An 18610-nucleotide genomic window follows, 5' to 3' on the forward strand; every position below is an offset into this window, starting at 1 on the left:
ATCAGTCGATCGGCGACGAGGTGAGATAGCGCTGGATGACCGGGGCGACGTCGGCGACGATCGCATCGGGGCGCATCTCGACGACCGGGGGTAGGCGCAGGATGTAGCGGCACAGGGCGAGGCCGAGGAGCTGGGTGACGACCAGGCCGCCGCGGCGGGGGGCGTCGGCGGGGTCGCCGAAGCGCAGGACCGCGGGCAGGACCTGTTCAGCGAAGATCGCGCGGACGCGGTCGGCCACCTTGTCGTCGGTGATCGCCGAGCGCAGCAAAATCAGCATGACCGCGCTGTCGTGGCCCTCCCAGATCGCCAGGAACCGCCGGACCAGCACCTCACCGATGGCATCGGGAGGTGCCGCGGCCAGGTCGGGCAGGTCCAGGTCGATCTGCACGGCCGCGGCGAAGAGCCCGTCCTTGTTCCCGAAATAGCGCATGACCATGGACGGGTCTATCTCGGCGTCGGCGGCGATGGCACGGATGGTCGCCTTCGCATAGCCGTCGACGGCGAACCGCGCGCGGGCGGCGTCGAGGATGACGGCCTTGGTGGCGTCGGAGCGGCGGACCGGGGAATTCTGCTCGGCGGACTTCACGCCAACAAGTGTAGGCCAACAACTGTTGACATCGCGAGCACCTCGGCCTACCGTTATGCCTACAAGCGTTGGCAAACAAGCGTTGACCAGGAGTCGTCATGACCGCCACCTCCCTGCCCGAAGCCACGTCCGTTGTCATCGTCGGCGCGGGCCCCGCCGGTCTCACCGCCGCGATCGTGCTCGCGGAAGCGGGCGTCGACCACGTCCTCGTCGATCGGCTCGGCGAAGGCGCCAACACCTCGCGCGCCGCAGTCGTGCACGCCAGGACCCTGGAGGTGCTCGACGAACTCGGCATCGCGAAAGAACTCGTCGCGCGCGGCATCAAGGTCCCCACCTTCAAGGTGCACGACGGCCCGAAGACGTTGGCCACCATCGCCTTCGACGACCTGCCGACCGCCTACCCCTACACCCTGATGATCCCCCAGGACGTCACCGAGCAGGTCCTGCTCGACCGGCTGCACCAGCTGGGCGGCACCGTCCACCGCCCGCTCACCGTCGAGCGGGTCACCGACGAGAACGGCTGTGTGACAGTCGAGTACACCACCGCCGACGGCACGGTGGGCACCATCACCGCCGACTACCTGATCGGCGCCGACGGCATGCACAGCGTCGTCCGCGAGCAGGCGGGCATCGGCTTCACCGGCGACACCTACCCGGCGTCGTTCGTCCTCGCCGATGTCCGGATGAGCTGGCCGACCCCGCGAACCGAAGTTTCGCTGCATCTTTCACCGGAGGGCGTCACCGTGGTCGCGCCGCTGCCCGACGCGGCGCAGCAGCGCTACCGCGTCGTCGCCACCGTCGACGAGGCTCCCGAGCACCCGACCCTCGACGACATCCAGACTCTCCTCGACGCCCGGGGTCCGGCGGGCGAGGTACGGGTCGACGAAGTGCTGTGGAGCTCGCGGTTCCGCGTGCACCACCGCGTCGCCGACCACTACCGCGCGGGCCGGGTCCTGCTCGCGGGCGACGCCGCCCACGTACACAGCCCGGCGGGCGGCCAGGGCATGAACACCGGAATCCAGGACGCCGCGCTGCTCGCCCAGCTGCTGGCGAAAGTGGTATCGGGCGAACCGGATTCGCTGCTGGACGAGTACGAGACCGTGCGCAGGCCGATCGCGCTGGACGTCGTCGCCTTCACCGACCGGATGACCCGCATGGCCACCCTGCAATCGGCGCCGGCTCGCACCGCGCGCAATACCGCGCTGCGCCTGCTCACCGGCATCCCCGCGGTTCGCGGCAAGCTGGCCTACCAGCTCGCCGAACTCGCCAACCGCTGACACACGAGCGGGGCCCTTCCGGCGACATCGCCGGAAGGGCCCCGCTCCCTGTCGATACCTACGCCGAGCCGGCGTCGGCGTGCTCGTCGGCAGGCCGCTCGTCGGTCTGCGCCTTGGCCCACCGGTAGTCCGGCTTGCCCGCGGGCGAGCGCTTGATCTCGTCGACGAACCACAGGCTGCGCGGCTGCTTGTACGACGCGATTTCCTGGGTCAGCACCGGCTTCAGATCGGCCAGGGTCGGGCGCTTGTCACCGCGACACTGCACGACCGCGACCACCCGCTGTCCCCAGCGCGCGTCCTCGACACCGACGACGAGCGCGTCGAAGATGTCCGGATGCGCCTTGAGCGCGCCCTCGACCTCTTCGGGGTAGATCTTCTCGCCACCACTGTTGATGCTGACCGAACCACGGCCGAGCATGGTGACGGTGCCGTCCTCCTCGACGCGCGCGAAGTCGCCGGGGATCGCGTAGCGAACGCCGTTGAACTCCTTGAACGTCGCGGCCGACTTGACCTCGTCCTTGTAGTAGCCGAGCGGGATGTGGCCGCTGCGCGCCAGCAGGCCGACGACGCCGGAACCCGGCTCGACCGGATTGCCCTCCTCGTCGAGCACCTGGGTCGCCGCGTCGATCTTCACCCGCGGGCCGCCGGTGTGGGTCTGGCCCTTGGCGATCGTGGCCAGACCACCGAAACCGGTCTCCGAGGAACCGATGGAGTCGGTGAGCAGCCGGTTGGGCAGGAGCTCGAGGAACTTGTCCTTCAGCGGCGGCGAGAACAGCGCGGCACTGCTGGCGAGCACGTACAGCGACGAGAGGTCGTAGGGCTCACCGGTTTCCGGGTTGCCTTCCTCGAGCGCGTCGAGCATCGGCCGCGCCATCGCGTCGCCGGTGATGAAGATCAGGTTGATCTTGTGCTTGTCGACGGCCTGCCAGACCCCGTGCCCGCTGAACTCGGGGATCATCACGGCCTTGCCGCCACCGAACAGGCTGTGGAAGGTGGCCCACTGCGCGCCGCCGTGAATCATCGGCGGAATCGGGTAGCGCACCATCTGCGGGTTGGCCGCGCCGATCTTGGCCAGCTCCCACTCGTCCTTGGTGTACTCGCCGGTGATGAAGTTGATGCCGGCGCCGAGCACCCGCCACACGTCCTCGTGGCGCCACATCACGCCCTTGGGCAGGCCGGTGGTGCCGCCGGTGTAGAGCATGTAGATGTCGTCGGGCGAGCGCTCGCCGAAGTCGCGCTCACCGGAGGAGGCGGCCAGCGCCGCCTCGTACTCCACGGTGCCGGGCGCGGTCGGCCCGTCGGTGCCGTCCTCGACGACGAGCACTGTCTTCAGGTCGGGCACCTTGGGCAGGACCGCTTGCACCTTGTCGGTGTAGCGGCGCTCGTGGATCAGCGCGACCATGTCGGAGTTGTCGAAGATGTGCAGCAACTCGTTCTCGACGTAGCGGTAGTTGACGTTGATCATCACCGCCCGCGCCTTGAAGATCGCGACCATCGCTTCGACGGCTTCGACAGTGTTGCGGGAGTAGATTCCGACTTTGTCGCCGGGTTTCACACCCTGTTCCAGCAGGTAGTGGGCCAGTTTGTTGGCCCGCTCCTCCAGTTCGGCGTAGGTCGACTCGCGATGTTCGCCGACCAGCACGATCCGGTCGGGCATCAGGTCGACGGCGTGTTCGACGAGATCGGCTATGTTGTAGCTCACAGGAACAAAAATAGAACGTGTTACTGTTTCTGACAAGGGGGTGGCGCGTCAGCGCGCCGTGACACAGCTCGAACGTCAGGAGATATCGAATGGCCCACTGTCTGGTCGAGAAGCGAGGCCACGTCCTCATCGTCACCATGAATCGACCGGAGGCGCGCAACGCCCTCTCGGGCGAGATGATGGCGATCATGCGCGACGCCTGGGACCAGGTGGACAGCGATCCTGATATCCGCGTCGCGATCCTCACCGGCGCGGGCGGGGCCTTCTGCGCCGGGATGGACCTGAAGGCGATGAGCTCACAGCATCCTGGGGACACCGCCTCCGAGGGCAGCTGGGACCCCGCCTACCTCCCCGCGCTGCTGAAGGGGCGGCGACTGTCCAAGCCGCTGATCGCGGCGGTCGAGGGCCCGGCCATCGCCGGTGGCACCGAGATCCTGCAGGGCACCGATCTGCGCGTGGCCGGGGAAAGCGCCAAGTTCGGCGTCTCCGAGGCCCGCTGGGGCCTGTTCCCGCTCGGCGGTTCCGCGGTGCGGCTGGCCCGGCAGATCCCGTACACGGTGGCCGCTGATCTGCTACTGACCGGTCGCCACATCACTGCCGCCGAGGCCAAGGAGATCGGCCTGATCGGCCACGTGGTCCCCGATGGCACCGCACTCGACAAGGCCTTGGCGCTGGCCGGCCAGATCGCCGACAACGGCCCGCTCGCCGTCCAGGCGATGCTGCGCACGCTGCGCGAAACCGAGGCGATGCCGGAGAACGAGGCGTTCCCCATCGAGGCGAAGATCGGCATCGAGGTGTTCAGATCCGCCGATGCCAAGGAAGGGCCGCGCGCCTTCGCGGAGAAGCGCAAGCCGAACTTCACCGGGCAGTAGGACGGTCGCCGGTCGCACTGCCGCTGCGCCCCGACCTCGAGGAGAGGCCGCCGCGCAGTGGCGGTTCGCGGCCGTCCCGCCGGTCAGGTGCCGTTGCGTAGGCGACGTAGGAGCAAGCAACGGTGCCCGACCGACGGGACACAAGGGGCCGCGAACTCGAGCGCGCCGGCGCTCCAACTACCCCGGGTAGTTCATGTAGAACGGCTCCCACTGGTGACCGTCGGGGTCGAGGAACGTGCGGCCGTGCATGCCCACCTGGGCCTCCTGGGCGCGCTTGTCCTCGTTGACCTGCTCGGTCGCGCCGGCGGCGACGGCCGCGTCGGTCAGCGCGTCGACCTCCTCGGCGCTGGCCAGCGAGAGCGCGTAGCCCGCGGCGGCGGTAGTGATCGTGTCGGCGATCGGGCGGGTGCTGAAGGTCGAGAAGAACGGCTTGGTCAGCAGCATCAGACAGATGTTGTCGTCGATGACGATGCACGACGCGTTCTGATCGGTGAAGTCCTCGTTGACCTTCCAGCCCAGCGCCTCGTAGAAGCTCTTCGAGCGGTCGAGGTCGGCGACGGGGAGGTTGATGAAGATCATCTTGCTGCTCATGGGTGTCAGCCTTTCGGGGCGTCGTTGCGGTCTCGTTCATGTAGACGCCGCGATGCCCGCCGATTCATCGCCGAGCGGTGAACTTCCCGGAATCTCGCTGGTCCGTTTTCTCCTCTGTCGGCTGTCGGACCCCTGTGGCATCGTGGGAAACTATGAGCGACGCCACAACCGCTACCACCGGCCCGGACCCCGCCGTACTGGCCGAATTCGAAACTCACCGGCGCGAATTGTGCGCGTACGCCTACCGCATGCTCGGCTCCTCGTTCGAGGCCGAGGACGCGGTACAGGAGACCTTCACCCGCGCCTGGCGCTCCTACGATTCGTTCGAGGGCCGCGCGAGTCTGCGCTCGTGGCTGTACAAAATCGCCACCAATATCTGTCTGGACATGCTCGACCGGCCGCAGAGCCGAGCCAGACCGATGGACCTCAACGGTCCGGGTCGCCCCGACTCCCCGCTGCCCGCCCCGCAGCCCGACTACGTGTGGATCGAGCCGATCCCCAACGCCCTGGCCTTCGGCGCCGATCCGGCCGAGCACGCCTCGGCCAAGGACACGCTGCGCCTGGCCTTCGTGGCCGCCTGCCAGCATCTGCCCGCCACCCAGCGCGCCATCCTGATCATGCGCGAGGTGCTGCGCTTCTCCGCGGGCGAGACCGCCGAGGCGCTGATGATGTCGCCCGCGTCGGTGAACAGCGCGCTGCAACGGGCCCGCGCCACCATGTCGAAGGTGCAGCCGACCGTCACCGACGGGTTCGACGAGAGCGATCCCGAGCAGCGCAAGCTGGTCGACGATTTCGTGAAGGCCTTCGAGGCCTACGACATGGACGCGCTCACCACCCTGCTGAAAGCCGATGTGGCGCTGTCGATGCCGCCGTTCGATCTCTGGATCTCCGGGCCGGAGAATGTGGCCGCGTTCATGCTCAGCACCGGCAGCGCGTGCCGCAATTCGCGGATGGTTCCCCTGGAAGGCGCCAACGGGCTGCCCGCCTTCGGCCACTACAAGCCGAGCGAGGAGCCCGGCGTGTGGGTGCCGTGGTCGATCACGGTGCTCGAGCTCGAGGGCGACATCATCTCGGGCCTGAACTTCTTCCTCGACACCGAGAAGTTGTTCCCGCTCTTCGGGCTCGCGCCGGAGTGGCGCGAAGCCGTCTGAGCGGGAACATCATTCACAGCAGGCGGCGCTTGTACAGCTTGCCGTTGGGATCACGGGGCAGCTCCGCGCGGTATTCCACCGTGCGGGGCAGCTTGTACTTGGCGAGCTGACCGGCCGCGAACTCGAGGATCTCGGCGGTGAGCGCCTCGTCGCCCGCGGTGCCGTCGACCGGCTGCACGAACGCCTTGACCTGCTGGCCCCAATCCGGGTCGGGCACACCGAGAACCGCCACGTCGGCCACCTTCGGGTGGCTCATCAGCACACCCTCGATCTCGGCCGGGTAGATGTTCACGCCGCCGGACAGGATCAGGTCGGAGCGGCGGTCGCAGAGGAACAAATAGCCGTCCTCGTCGAGGTAGCCGATGTCGCCGACGGTGAACAGGTCACCGACGCGCGACTCCTCGGTCTTCTCCTTGGCGTGGTGGTACTCGAAGCTGGAGACGCCCATCTTCATGTAGACCATGCCCTCTTTGCCCGCGGGCAGTTCGGAGCCGTCGGTCTCGTCGAGGATCTTGATGACCGACCACGGCCAGGCCTTGCCGACCGAACCGGGCTTGGACAGCCACTCGGTCCCGTTGATCACCGTGCCGCCGCCCTCGGTGGCGGCGTAGTACTCGGTGACGACCGGACCCCACCACTCGAGCATCTGCCGCTTGGTGGCCTGCGGGCACGGCGCGGCGCCGTGCACCATGCTGCGCAGCGAGGACACGTCGTAGCGGGCGCGCACGTCCTCGGGCAGGGCGAGCAGGCGGTGGAACTGGGTGGGCACCATGTGGCTGTGGGTCACCTTGTGCCGCTCGATCAGGGCGAGCATGTCCTCGGGGTCCCACTTGTCCATCAGCACCAGCTTGTGGCCCATCTGGATGGAGATCGTCGAGAAGTTCAGCACGGCCGTGTGATAGAGCGGCGAGCCGCAGATGTGCACGTGCTCGTCGTAGGGCGCGAGTTCGAACAGGGCGAAGAAGGCCTTGTTCGGCGCGGGGACCTGGTCGGGATCGGCGCCGGTCAGCGGGCGGCGAACGCCCTTGGGGCGCCCGGTGGTGCCCGAGGTGTAGAGCATCGGCGCGCCGACCGAACGCTCGTCGGGACGACCGGTGTCGGCGGCACCGAGCCACGACACCGGGCGGAAACCCTCGATGGTGCCCGCGGAGAAGCGGGCGTCGGCGGACAGTTCGGCGAGGTCGGCGGCCTCGGCGGCGGTGGCGGCGAACCGCTCACTGGCCAGGAAGGCCGAGGCCTCGCTGTCGCCGAGGATGTAGGCGATCTCCGGCGCGGTGAGGTGCCAGTTCACCGCGACGATGTACAGGCCCGCCTGGTAGGCGGCGAAGTACGCGGCGATCGCCTCCACACCGTTGTGCAGCATGCTGACGACCACGTCGCCGGTGCGCAATCCGATGCCGCGTAGTCCGTTGGCGTAGCGGTTGGCGAGGGTGGCCAATTCTCGATAGGTGATCTCCCTGCCGTCCGGGTCGACGACGGCGATCCGCTCGGGATCGGCCGCGGCGATATTCCACAGTCCGAGGACTTCCGTTGTCTGCTGGCTGCTCACCCCATCGAATTTAGAACCTGTTCTACTCCGTTACAAGGGCTTGGAGTCGACGAAGTTGTTCGGCATCGGAAACCGAGATCAGCATCATCGTCACGCCGGCGTCCTCCCATTCCTTCAACCGGGTGCGCACGTGCGCCTCGTCGCCGAAGATCGCGGTGTCGGTGATCAGCTCGTCGGGCACCGCGGCGGCGGCCTCGGCCTTGCGGCCGGACTGGAACAGCGCGGAGATCTCGTCGACCTCGGCGCTGTAGCCCATCCGCTTGTAGACCTGCGCGTGGAAGTTCAGCTCCGGCGCACCCATACCGCCGATGTAGAGCGAGGTGACCCACCGCATCCGCTCGATCTCGGCGGCCGGGTCGTCGGTGAGCACCACCTGTGCGCTCGCCGCGATCTCGAAATCGGCCCGGCCGCGCCGCGCGCCCGGCCGCGCGAAGCCCTCGTCGAGCCACTCGTTGTACATGCCGGCCAGGCGCGGGGCGTAGTAGATGGCCAGCCAGCCGTCGGCGATCTCGGCGGTCTGGGCGACATTCTTCGGCCCCTCCGCACCCAGCCAGATCGGCAGGTCGGCGCGCAGTGGGTGCACGATCGGCTTGAGCGGTTTGCCCAACCCGGTGGCGCCGGGTCCGGTGTAGGGCAGGCCGTAGTGCTTGCCATCGGAGGTCACCGGGGCCTCGCGGGCCAGCACCTTGCGCACGATGTCGACGTACTCACGGGTGCGGCGTAGCGGCTGCGCGAACGGCTGCCCGTACCAGCCCTCCACCACCTGCGGGCCGGAGACGCCGAGGCCGAGGATGGCCCGGCCGCCGCTGAGGTGGTCGAGGGTGAGCGCGTGCATCGCCGCCGCCGCGGGCGTGCGGGCCGAGAGCTGCGCGACCGAGGTGCCGAGGCGCACCCGCTCGGTCGAGGAGCCCCACCAGGCCAGCGGCGTGAAGGCGTCCGAGCCCCAGGACTCGGCCGCGAACACCGCGTCGAAGCCCGCTTCCTCGGCCGCGATCACCAGCTCGCCGGCGTTGGCGGGCGGCTGCGCACCCCAGTAACCGAGTTGCAGTCCGAATTTCATGACCGACGCCCTTTCCGGCGAATCCTTGCCAGCAGAATAAGAACCTGTTCTACTCGATATCGTGACCCAGGGGAATACCGCAGTGGAAGTATTGAGTGCACCCCTTCGGGTGCAGTTCGACTACACCAGGTCCGTCGGACCCATCATCGGCGCCTTTCTGACCGGACTGCGCGACCGCCGGATACTCGGCGTGCGTGGCAGTGACGGCCGGGTATTGGTGCCGGCGCAGGAATACGACCCGATCACCTCGGCCCCGCTGGCCGAGCTGGTCCAGGTCGAACCGACCGGCACGGTGCAGTCGTGGACATGGGTGGCCGAGCCGCTGCCCGGACAGCCGTTCGATCGCCCGTTCGCGTGGGCCCTCGTCCAGCTGGACGGCGCCGACACGGCGATGTTGCACGCGCTGGATGTGACCGACCCGAGCCAGGTGCGCACGGGCCTGCGGGTGCGGGTGCGCTGGGCCGAGGAACGGACCGGCACGATCCACGACATCGCCTGCTTCGAGCCGGGCGAAGGTGCCGCGGCACCGGCCGAGACGTCCGCGGACACCGCCGAGCCGGTGACCATGCTGACCACACCGGTCGACATGCACTACAAGCACACGGCGTCGCCGCAGGAGAGCGCCTACCTGCGCGGTCTCGCCGAGGGCAAGCTGATCGGCGGCCGCTCCGAGGCGGGCGGGCGGGTCTACTTCCCGCCGCGCGGTGCCAACCCGACCGACGGCACGCCCACCGACGACCTGGTCGAGCTGCCCGACAAGGGCACCGTGACCACCTTCTGCATCGTGAACGTGCCGTTCCTCGGCCAGCGGATCAAGCCGCCGTACGTGGCCGCCTACGTGCTCCTCGACGGCGCCGACATCCCGTTCCTGCACCTGGTCCTCGGCTGCGAGGCGTCCGAGGTACGCATGGGCATGCGGGTCGAAGCCGTGTGGAAACCGCGTGCGGAATGGGGCCACGCGCTGGCCAATATCGACCACTTCCGGCCGAGCGGCGAGCCCGATGCCCCGTACGAGTCCTACCAGCACCACCTCTGAGAGGCGACGTTGAGTACACCAGAAATCGCGGTGGTCGGGTTCGCCCACGCACCGCACGTGCCGGAGACCTTCGGCACCACCAACGGCGTCGAGATGCTCGTGCCGTGCTTCCAGCAGCTCTACGCCGACCTCGGCATCACCAAGACCGATATCGACTTCTGGTGCTCCGGGTCCTCGGATTACCTGGCGGGACGGGCGTTCTCGTTCATCTCCGCCGTCGACGCGATCGGCGCGGTGCCGCCGATCAACGAGTCGCATGTGGAGATGGATGCCGCGTGGGCGCTCTACGAGGCCTGGGTGAAGCTGCTCTCCGGTCAGGCGCAGACCGCGCTCGTCTACGGCTTCGGCAAGTCGTCGGCGGGCACCCTGCGGCAGGTGCTGAGCAGGCAGCTCGATCCGTATCTGGTCGGTCCGCTGTGGCCCGACGCCGTCTCGGTCGCGGGCCTGCAGGCGCGCGCCGGACTGGACGCGGGCCGCTGGACCGAGCGGGAGATGGCCGCCGTCGCCGGTGGTGACATCGAATCCCTGCTCGCCGAACCGTATGTCGCCGATCCGCTGCGGGCGCACGATATCGCCCCGATCACCGACGGCGCGGCCGCGATCGTGCTCGCGGTCGGCGACCGGGCCAGGGAGCTGTGCGAGCGTCCCGCGTGGATCACCGGGATCGCGCACAATATCGACGCCCAGGCGCTCGGTGGCCGCGATCTGACCCGCTCGCCATCCACCACCAGGGCGGCCGCGGCCGCGACCCGCGGTGAGACCAGCTTCGATCTGGCCGAACTGCACGCGCCGTTCAGCCATCAGCAGCTGATCCTGGCCGAGGCGATCGGCCTGTCCCCCGAGACCCCGGTCAACCCGTCCGGCGGTGCGCTCGCGGGCAACCCGATGTTCGCGGCGGGCCTGGAGCGGATCGGCAACGCCGCCACGGCCATCATCTCCGGCACCGCCGACCGGACCCTCGCTCATGCGACCAGCGGCCCCGCGCTGCAGCAGAACCTGGTCGCCGTTCTGGAATCGGAGGCACGATGAGCTTCCCCGCGGCGGTGCTCGGCACCGGCCAAACTCATCACGTGACGAAGCGCGCGGACGTGTCCATGGCGGGCATGTGCCGTGAAGCGATCGATCGCGCGCTCGAAGATTCGGGCCTGACCATCGACGAGATCGACGCCGTCGTCGTCGGCAAGGCGCCCGACTTCTTCGAGGGCGTCATGATGCCCGAGCTGTATCTCGCCGAAGCCCTCGGCGCCATCGGCAAGCCGCTGCTGCGCGTCCACACCGCCGGCTCGGTGGGCGGCTCGACCGGTGTCGTGGCCGCCAACCTGGTGCAGGCCGGCGTGCACGGCAAGGTCCTGGCGATCGCGTGGGAGAAGCAGTCGGAGTCGAACGCCATGTGGGCGTTGTCGATTCCGGTGCCGTTCACCATGCCGGTCGGCGCGGGCGCGGGCGGCTATTTCGCCCCGCACGTGCGCTCGTACATCCGGCGCTCCAACGCCCCGATGCACATCGGCGCGATGGTGGCGGTGAAGGACCGGCGCAACGGCGCGAAGAACCCGCTCGCCCACCTGCACCAGCCCGACATCACCCTCGAGTCGGTCCTCGCCTCCCAGATGCTGTGGGACCCGATCCGTTTCGACGAGACCTGTCCGTCCTCCGACGGCGCCTGCGCCCTGGTGATCGGCAATGCCGAGGCCGCGGCGGCGGTCGAGGCCCAGGGCAAGAAGGTCGCGTGGGTGCACGGCACCGCGATGCGCACCGAGCCGACCACCTTCTCCGGTCGTGACCAGGTCAATCCGCAGGCGGGCCGGGACGCGGCCGCCGCGCTGTGGAAGGCCGCCGGGATCACCGATCCGCTCGAGGAGATCGACGTCGCCGAGATCTACGTGCCGTTCTCCTGGTTCGAGCCGATGTGGCTGGAGAACCTGGGCTTCGCGGCCGAGGGCGACGGCTGGAAGCTCACCGACAAGGGCGAGACCGAGATCGGCGGCCGGATCCCGGTCAACCCGTCCGGCGGCGTGCTCTCCTCCAACCCGATCGGCGCCTCCGGCCTGATCCGCTTCGCCGAGGCGGCCAAGCAGGTCATGGGCCGGGCGGGCGCCTACCAGGTCGAGAACGCCCGCAAGGCGATGGGACACGCGTACGGCGGTGGCTCCCAGTACTTCTCGATGTGGGTCGTGGGAAGCGAGCGACCGGAATGAAGTTCACCCTCGGTGTCGCGCTGAGCCCGCTCGACCAGCTCACCGAGCTGGCCAAGACGGCCGAAGAGTGCGGATTCACCTCGATCGGCCTGCCCGACTCGCTGTTCTACATGAAGTCACAGGCCGCCGACTATCCGTACACGCCGGACGGCAGCCGGTTCTGGGGTCCGGAGACGCCGTGGGTCGACCCGCTGATCGCCGCGGCGTCGATGGCCGCGGTGACCAGCACGCTGCGGTTCTACACCAATGTCCTCAAGCTCGGCTCGCGCAATCCGCTGCTGCTGGCCCGCCAGGTCGGCTCGATCGCCAACATGTCGGGCAACCGCTTCGGCTTCGGCATCGGGATCGGTTGGGCACCGGAGGAATTCGAGTGGTGCGGGGTGCCGTATGCCCGCCGCGGCGCGCGCGTCGACGAGATGATCGAGATCATCCGGCTGGTCCTCGACGGCGGCATGGTCGAGTACCACGGCGAGTTCTTCGACTTCGACGAGCTGCAGATCAGCCCGGCGCCGAGCGAGCGGGTGCCGTTCTACGTCGGCGGGCACACCGGTCCGGCGCTGCGCCGGGCAGCCAAGATCGGTGACGGCTGGACCTCGGCGATGATGAAGTTCGACGATCTGGTCACCACCATCGCCACCCTGCGCGAACTGCGCGCGGAGTACGACCGGTCCGACGTGCCGTTCGAGATCCAGGCCGTGTGCATCGACAAGTTCGGCCGCGACGGCTACCAGGATCTGGCCGACGCCGGCGTCACCGACACCATCGTGGTGCCGTGGCTGTCCGACGGCATCGGCTTCGACGGCGAACTCGCCGCCAAGCAGGACTCGCTGCGCAAGTTCGCCGCGAAGTACATCGCCGACCCCGTCATCGGGAAGGACGAGTCATGACCGAGACAGCCGTCGACCGCTCGGCGCGCGCGGCGGGCCTGGCCTCCCAGGCCGCGGTGCGCGCCAAGGACCGGGCAGCCTGGGTCGCCCTGTTCGCCACCGACGGGATCGTCGAAGATCCCGTCGGCCCTTCGGGTTTCGACCCTGAGGGCGTCGGCCACCGGGGCCACGAGGCGATCGGCGCGTTCTGGGACAAGGCGATCGCGCTGACCGAGTCGATCGAGTTCCGCTTCGAGGACTCCTTCGCCTGCGGCAACGAGATCGCCTTCACCGGAATGATCCGCACGACCATGGCCGGCCACGTGATCGACGCCGAGGGCGTGTTCACCTACAAGGTCGACGCCGAGGGCAAGATCGCCGCCCTGCGCGCGTTCTGGGAGGTGGACCGCGCCATGGCCACCACCCGTCCCGTGTCCTGACACAGCACACAGAACAGCCCCGGCACCGTTGAGGTACCGGGGCTTTCTGCATATCAAGACAAACCGACCACCACGCCCCGACCCCGAGGAGGGGCAGGCCGACGAAGTCGGCCGTCGCGGCCGTCCCGCCGGTCAGGCACTGTTGCGTAGGCGACGAAGGAGCAAGCAACGGTGCCTGACCGGCGGGACCAAGAGGCCGCGACCTCGAGCGCGCCAGCGCTCCGAAAACTCAGTGCGCGACCGGGCAGCCCGCGGTCTTGTAGTCGACCGGCAGTTCCTTGATGCCGTTGAGCCAGCCCGAGCGCAGGCGCTTGGGGTCGCCGATCTTGGTGATATCGGGCAGGTGGTCGGCGATCGCGTTGAAGATCAGGTCGACCTCGAGCCGGGCCAGGTTCGCGCCGACGCAGAAGTGCGCGCCGGTGCCGCCGAAGGCCAGATGCTGATTGTCGGCCCGCATGATGTCGAACTTCTCCGGGTTCTCGAAGACGTCCTCGTCGAAGTTGGCCGAGCGGTACAGCATCACCAGACGCTGACCCTTCTTGATCTGCACGCCGCCGAGCTCGGTGTCCTCGAGCGCGGTGCGCTGGAAGGAGGTGACCGGGGTCGCCCAGCGGATGATCTCGTCCACCGCGGTGGCCGGGCGCTCCTTCTTGAAGAGCTCCCACTGGTCGGGGTTCTCCATGAAGGCGATCATGCCGTGGCTGATGGCGTTGCGCGTGGTCTCGTTGCCCGCGACCGCGAGCAGGATGACGAAGAAGCCGAACTCCTCCGGCGTGAGCGCCTCGCCGTCGACGTCGGCCTCGATCAGCGTGGTGACCAGGTCGTCGGTCGGGTTGGCCTTGCGCGCCTCGGCCATCTGGTACGAGTAGCCGAGCAGTTCCATCGACGCGGCGACCGGATCGATGTCGACGTTGTCGGGGTCGTCGTAGCCGGTCATGTCGTTGGACCACTCGAAGACCTTCATCCGGTCCTCCTGCGGCACGCCGATCAGCTCGGCGATCGCCTGCAGCGGCAGCTCACACGCGACCTGGGTGACGAAGTCGCCCGAGCCCGCCTCGGCGGCGGCCTTCACGATCTTCTCGGCCCGGTCCGACAGCTCCGCGCGCAGGCCGTTGACCGCGCGCGGGGTGAAGCCCTTGGCGATCAGCTTGCGGAGCTTGGTGTGCTCCGGCGCGTCCTTGTTGAGGATGACGAAGCGCTGCAGCTCGATCTGCTCGCGCTGGATGTCGTCGTTGAAGCGCGGGATGGCGGTGTTCTCGTACGTGGAGAACACGTCGCTGCGTCGCGACACTTCCTTGACGTCGGCGTGCTTGCTCACCACCCAGAAGCCGTCGTCGTGGAAACCGCCGACCTCCGGCGACTGCGCGTTCCACCAGATGGGGGCGGCCCGCCGCAGCTCGGCGAATTCCTCCACCGGGACACGCTCGGCGTAGATATCGGGGTCGGTGACGTCGAACCCGTCCGGCAGGTTCGGCCGGGAACCCGTCGTGTGACCGGGGCCGGCGTGTTCGGTGCGCGGATCTACCACCAGATGTCTCCTTCGACAAACTGAAACACGTTCTACAATCATTCAAGCACAGGGGTTGCCGTGACGGAAGAACCACGCGGTTTTACCCTGGGCCTAGAAACAGAACTTGTTGCAGTTACGAGGGAGAATCACATGGGCACACCCGTGATCGTCGAGGCCGTGCGTACCCCGATCGGCAAGCGCCGCGGACAGCTTTCGGGACTGCACGCGGCCGAGTTGCTCGGCCTGACCCAGCGCGGCCTGCTCGATCGGGCCGGCATCGACCCGGCCGAGGTCGAGCAGGTGATCGGCGGCTGCGTCACCCAGGCGGGCGAGCAGTCCAACAACGTCACCCGGGTGGCCTGGCTGCACGCGGGGCTGCCCTGGCAGACCGGCGCCACCACCGTCGACGCCCAGTGCGGCTCGGCCCAGCAGGCCAACCACCTCATCGCGGGCCTCATCGCCACCGGCGCGATCGACGTCGGCGTCGCCTGTGGCGTCGAGGCCATGAGCCGGGTGCCGCTGGGCGCGAACGTCGGCACCGAGGCGGGCACACGCAGGCCCGCGTCGTGGTCGATCGACCTGCCCGACCAGTTCGGCGCGGCCGAGCGAATCGCCCGCAGGCGCGGCATCACCCGCACCGATATCGACGAATTCGGTGTGCGCTCACAGCGATTGGCGGCACAGGCCTGGGCCGAGGGCCGTTTCGACCGCGAGGTGCTCCCGATCTCGGCGCCCGTGCTCGACAGCGAGGGCAATGCCACCGGCGAGAAGCTCGAGGTGACCAGGGACCAGGGTCTGCGCGCCACCACGCTCGAGGGGCTGGCCGCACTCAAGCCGGTCGTCGCCGACGGCATCCACACCGCGGGCACCTCGTCGCAGATCTCCGACGGCTCCGCCGCCGTACTGCTGATGGACGAAACCGTCGCGCGCAACAAGGGTTTGCGGCCGCGGGCGCGCATCCACACCCAGGTGCTCGTCGGCGCGGAGCCGGAGTTCCACCTCGACGGCCCGGTGCAGGCGTGCACCCGGCTGCTCGAGCGCTCCGGAATGAAGATTTCGGATATCGACCTTTTCGAGATCAATGAAGCATTCGCCTCCGTTGCACTTTCGTGGGCTTCTGTACATCAGCCGGACATGGACCGGGTAAATGTCAACGGCGGCGCGATCGCAATCGGGCATCCGGTCGGCTCCACCGGTTCCCGGCTCATCACCACGGCTTTGCACGAGCTGGAGCGGACCGGCAAGGGCACGGCCATGGTGCTCATGTGCGCAGGCGGCGCACTCGCGACCGGAACGATCATCGAACGCCTGTAGACTGACGATCACCGAAACCGGGCGCCCAGGTTGAACATTCATCCCAGGGCGCCCGGAACGTGTCGTACGCCACACAATCCAGGGGGCGAGGGGGAACATGAGACATCAGCTAACATTGGGCTACCATCGACCTAAGGTTGAAGACCCCCGCGACGGGCACGAACCCGGACACCCTCCGGCTCCACAAGAGTCGTTGGCGTGACCCGCAAACGCGACCGTCGCGGCCCCTGCACGCAGGTGAGCGTCGGAAACCGTAGAGAAATCCCGAATCAGGCGTAGGTTTTCAGTTACTGAGCCGCTAATATCAATGATACGTATCCGAGATAACGACTGTTAGTACAGTGAAGGGAATTGGGCGGCTCACAATGGCTGATTTCGCGGCGCGGCTGAACAAGCTGTTCGAAACCGTGCATCCCCCGGGGCGCAAGCCGCACACCAACGCAGAGGTTGCGGCTGCGCTGACTGCCTCCGGGCATCCGATCTCGAAGCCGTATCTCTCGCAGTTGCGGTCGGGACAACGAACGAACCCGTCCGACGAGACGGTGGCCGCCCTGGCGAAGTTCTTCAAGGTCAAGCCTGACTACTTCTTCAACGACATCTACGCGGCCAAGATCGATCACGACCTGGAGCTGCTCGCGCAGCTGCAGGGCTACGGGCTGCGTCGACTGTCCAGCAGGGCATTCGACCTCTCGGAAGAATCACAGAATTTGCTCACCTCCATGGCGGAGAAGTTGCGGGCCAGCGAAGGTTTGCCCGAAATTCCGCCGGACGGAACGGAATAGGAACCACAGCGCGGTCGGCCTGACGCACCTGATGGTGTCCTGGGACCGGCCGTGAAAGACGGATACGTGCACAGTGAACGGGCCTGAGACGGTGTGATCCACCAGCTCAGGCCCGTTCTCTGTGCCCGGCTCAGTTCGAGGCGGCGGTGCTCTTCGGCGCGGCGCCCGCGGCGGCGACCGCCGCGTCGTACTCGGACGCGATCGCCAGCACCCAACCGCGCGGGCTGACCCCGGGCGGCGGCGCGATCCAGCGCGCGTCGACGAACAAGTCCCCCAACGGATCTCGTACCCACTCGGCGACGACCGCGGCCCGCTCCGCGACCGACGTGGGCGGCTCGCCCGCCGCCGGGATGACGATGCCGCTGCCGGAGAGCAGGTACAGCGCGTCCATCACCTGGGCCACGTGGTCGGATGCCTTGAGCTGCGTCGACGTGGCGTTCTGTTCGGGCGCGACCACATCGGGGAAGCGGCCGATCATCAGCTTGTGCAGCGGCCGGATCCGGCGCAGCAGAATCCGGGCCCGCCACCACAACTCGATCACGATCGACACCGCACCGAACGCGATGAGCAGACTCGCGATCTCCCAGGCCTGCCAGCCCCAGGTCGGCTCGCCGGGCGGGGTGGGCTCGGCGTGCTGGAAGGCGCGGCCCGCGTTGGCGACCGCGAGCACGGCCACCAAAGCCGTTCCCGCCGTGTAGATCGCGATACCGCGACCCAGGGTGGTCCAGTCCAGATTGCGCAGACCGGTGGTCACGACGAACACCGCGCCGAGCGCGACCACGATCCAGCCGAAGGTGAACGACCACCCCAGCGTGATGGCGATGGCGAGCGCGCCGATGCCGTAGACCACCATGGCGATCTGGCGCAGATTGCGGCGCGAGACCACCGGCCACGCGGCCGAGGCGACCACCGAGGTGGCGGTGGTGAACAAAATCCACGCCGAATCCATGATGCCGGTGGACAACCACCCGCTACGCACCCCGCCGGGCAGCAGATTATCGATCGCCACCGCGATATCGGGAATGGCGACGGTCGCCGCGAGCGCGACAGCGGAGACCGCGACGACGATGGCGACGCGGGCGGTCGTCGCGGGCTTCACCAGCACGCGCCCCACTCGCGCACCCGCGGCAACCCAGACCAGCAGGGCTGTCAACCAGAGTGTCATCCGAGTGCCTCATCGAATCGAAGGACCGAGACGCCTGCGCCCCGGTTGTTGAATACGCGCAGCCGGGTCATGAGCATGGCCGCGAAGGTCTCGGCCTCCCACTCGGCGAGATCGTCGGCGCCGTCGTCGACGATCTGCGCGTGGGCGCGCTGGCTGAGCATGTAGGCGATCAGGTCGTCGCTGACCTCGAGGGTGGTCTCGACCGCGGGGGCACCCTCGTGGTCGAAGACGATATGGCCCAGTTCGTGCGCGAGGGTGTGATCGCGGCTCGGCAGGGCGTCGGCCAGGACGATGATGTCGCGTTCCGGGTAGAACCGCCGCTGACCGCACACGCCGGGGCCCAATTGCGCACTGGTGATCTCGATTTCGCGCTGACGCTCCAGCGAGATCGCCGCGACCACCTCATCGAGGGTGGTCGCGTCGGAGTCGGCGGCTACCGCGCATACGGCGTCGACGGCGGCGGCGACGCGGCGATAGGACCTGGAGGTGCTCTGGGTCTTGCTCTTGCTCATCG

Annotated in this window: 18 protein-coding genes; 10 read left to right on the top strand and 8 right to left on the bottom strand. The window is 68.2% G+C overall.

Annotation, left to right across the window (positions count from 1 at the left end; genetic code table 11):
* Position 1 precedes the first annotated feature (1 nt).
* Complete coding sequence (locus ACIO52_RS08295) at positions 2–586, bottom strand: TetR/AcrR family transcriptional regulator (protein ID WP_402642632.1); 585 nt, start codon at positions 584–586, stop codon at positions 2–4.
* 98 nt (positions 587–684) lie between these two features.
* On the opposite strand from ACIO52_RS08295, the gene ACIO52_RS08300 reads away from it, so the two are divergent.
* A complete protein-coding gene (locus ACIO52_RS08300; RefSeq protein ID WP_402642635.1) occupies positions 685–1863 on the top strand; it encodes an FAD-dependent monooxygenase in 1179 nt (392 codons plus the stop codon).
* A 58-nt stretch (positions 1864–1921) separates the two neighbouring features.
* Here ACIO52_RS08300 and ACIO52_RS08305 read toward each other — a convergent pair whose 3' ends face one another.
* The gene (locus ACIO52_RS08305; protein ID WP_218718706.1) at positions 1922–3565 is read right to left on the bottom strand and encodes an acyl-CoA synthetase; all 1644 of its coding nucleotides are present in this window, start codon (positions 3563–3565) and stop codon (positions 1922–1924) included.
* Between the two features lie 89 nt (positions 3566–3654).
* On the opposite strand from ACIO52_RS08305, the gene ACIO52_RS08310 reads away from it, so the two are divergent.
* Positions 3655–4437: a crotonase/enoyl-CoA hydratase family protein gene (locus ACIO52_RS08310; protein WP_218718705.1), complete on the top strand. Its 783-nt coding sequence runs from the start codon at positions 3655–3657 to the stop codon at positions 4435–4437.
* 177 nt (positions 4438–4614) lie between these two features.
* Here ACIO52_RS08310 and ACIO52_RS08315 read toward each other — a convergent pair whose 3' ends face one another.
* Positions 4615–5028: a VOC family protein gene (locus ACIO52_RS08315; RefSeq protein WP_218718704.1), complete on the bottom strand. Its 414-nt coding sequence runs from the start codon at positions 5026–5028 to the stop codon at positions 4615–4617.
* Between the two features lie 152 nt (positions 5029–5180).
* Here ACIO52_RS08315 and ACIO52_RS08320 point away from each other — a divergent pair, with 152 nt between their 5' ends.
* Complete coding sequence (locus ACIO52_RS08320; protein WP_218718703.1) at positions 5181–6179, top strand: sigma-70 family RNA polymerase sigma factor; 999 nt, start codon at positions 5181–5183, stop codon at positions 6177–6179.
* A 13-nt stretch (positions 6180–6192) separates the two neighbouring features.
* Here ACIO52_RS08320 and ACIO52_RS08325 read toward each other — a convergent pair whose 3' ends face one another.
* Positions 6193–7728, bottom strand: coding sequence for an acyl-CoA synthetase (locus ACIO52_RS08325; protein ID WP_218718702.1), 1536 nt, complete (start codon positions 7726–7728; stop codon positions 6193–6195).
* A 22-nt stretch (positions 7729–7750) separates the two neighbouring features.
* Positions 7751–8788, bottom strand: a complete 1038-nt coding sequence (locus tag ACIO52_RS08330) for an LLM class F420-dependent oxidoreductase (RefSeq protein WP_316573410.1) — start codon at positions 8786–8788, stop codon at positions 7751–7753.
* A 61-nt stretch (positions 8789–8849) separates the two neighbouring features.
* Between ACIO52_RS08330 and ACIO52_RS08335 the strand changes: the two genes are divergently transcribed.
* From ACIO52_RS08335 to ACIO52_RS08355, 5 genes are read left to right on the top strand one after another with little or no spacing between them, the layout of a single operon-like run.
* Positions 8850–9824, top strand: coding sequence for a Zn-ribbon domain-containing OB-fold protein (locus ACIO52_RS08335; protein WP_218718700.1), 975 nt, complete (start codon positions 8850–8852; stop codon positions 9822–9824).
* Between the two features lie 9 nt (positions 9825–9833).
* Positions 9834–10853 (top strand): thiolase domain-containing protein, encoded by a 1020-nt coding sequence (locus ACIO52_RS08340; protein ID WP_218718699.1) that lies wholly within the window; start codon positions 9834–9836, stop codon positions 10851–10853.
* Positions 10850–12019 (top strand): thiolase domain-containing protein, encoded by a 1170-nt coding sequence (locus ACIO52_RS08345; protein ID WP_218718698.1) that lies wholly within the window; start codon positions 10850–10852, stop codon positions 12017–12019. Before ACIO52_RS08340 ends, ACIO52_RS08345 begins: the two co-directional genes overlap by 4 nt.
* Positions 12016–12906 (top strand): TIGR03619 family F420-dependent LLM class oxidoreductase, encoded by an 891-nt coding sequence (locus tag ACIO52_RS08350; RefSeq protein WP_218718697.1) that lies wholly within the window; start codon positions 12016–12018, stop codon positions 12904–12906. Before ACIO52_RS08345 ends, ACIO52_RS08350 begins: the two co-directional genes overlap by 4 nt.
* Complete coding sequence (locus ACIO52_RS08355; protein WP_402642643.1) at positions 12903–13325, top strand: nuclear transport factor 2 family protein; 423 nt, start codon at positions 12903–12905, stop codon at positions 13323–13325. Before ACIO52_RS08350 ends, ACIO52_RS08355 begins: the two co-directional genes overlap by 4 nt.
* Positions 13326–13554: 229 nt before the next feature.
* On the opposite strand, the gene ACIO52_RS08360 is transcribed toward ACIO52_RS08355, so the two are convergent.
* Complete coding sequence (locus tag ACIO52_RS08360; RefSeq protein WP_218718695.1) at positions 13555–14853, bottom strand: cytochrome P450; 1299 nt, start codon at positions 14851–14853, stop codon at positions 13555–13557.
* A gap of 132 nt (positions 14854–14985) precedes the next feature.
* On the opposite strand from ACIO52_RS08360, the gene ACIO52_RS08365 reads away from it, so the two are divergent.
* Positions 14986–16149, top strand: a complete 1164-nt coding sequence (locus ACIO52_RS08365) for a steroid 3-ketoacyl-CoA thiolase (protein WP_218718694.1) — start codon at positions 14986–14988, stop codon at positions 16147–16149.
* A gap of 365 nt (positions 16150–16514) precedes the next feature.
* The gene (locus ACIO52_RS08370; RefSeq protein ID WP_019044759.1) at positions 16515–16931 is read left to right on the top strand and encodes a helix-turn-helix domain-containing protein; all 417 of its coding nucleotides are present in this window, start codon (positions 16515–16517) and stop codon (positions 16929–16931) included.
* Positions 16932–17061: 130 nt separating this feature from the next.
* Here the strand turns inward: ACIO52_RS08370 and ACIO52_RS08375 are convergent, their stop codons facing one another.
* On the bottom strand, positions 17062–18096 hold the full coding sequence (locus ACIO52_RS08375) for a hypothetical protein (RefSeq protein ID WP_402642647.1): 1035 nt from the start codon (positions 18094–18096) through the stop codon (positions 17062–17064).
* Positions 18093–18608, bottom strand: a complete 516-nt coding sequence (locus tag ACIO52_RS08380; RefSeq protein WP_019044757.1) for an ImmA/IrrE family metallo-endopeptidase — start codon at positions 18606–18608, stop codon at positions 18093–18095. The genes ACIO52_RS08375 and ACIO52_RS08380 overlap by 4 nt, the downstream gene beginning before the upstream one ends.
* Between the last annotated feature and the right edge of the window lie 2 nt (positions 18609–18610).

The sequence above is a fragment of the Nocardia sp. NPDC087230 genome, from assembly GCF_044744725.1.
GTDB classification, from domain to species: Bacteria; Actinomycetota; Actinomycetes; order Mycobacteriales; family Mycobacteriaceae; genus Nocardia; species Nocardia canadensis.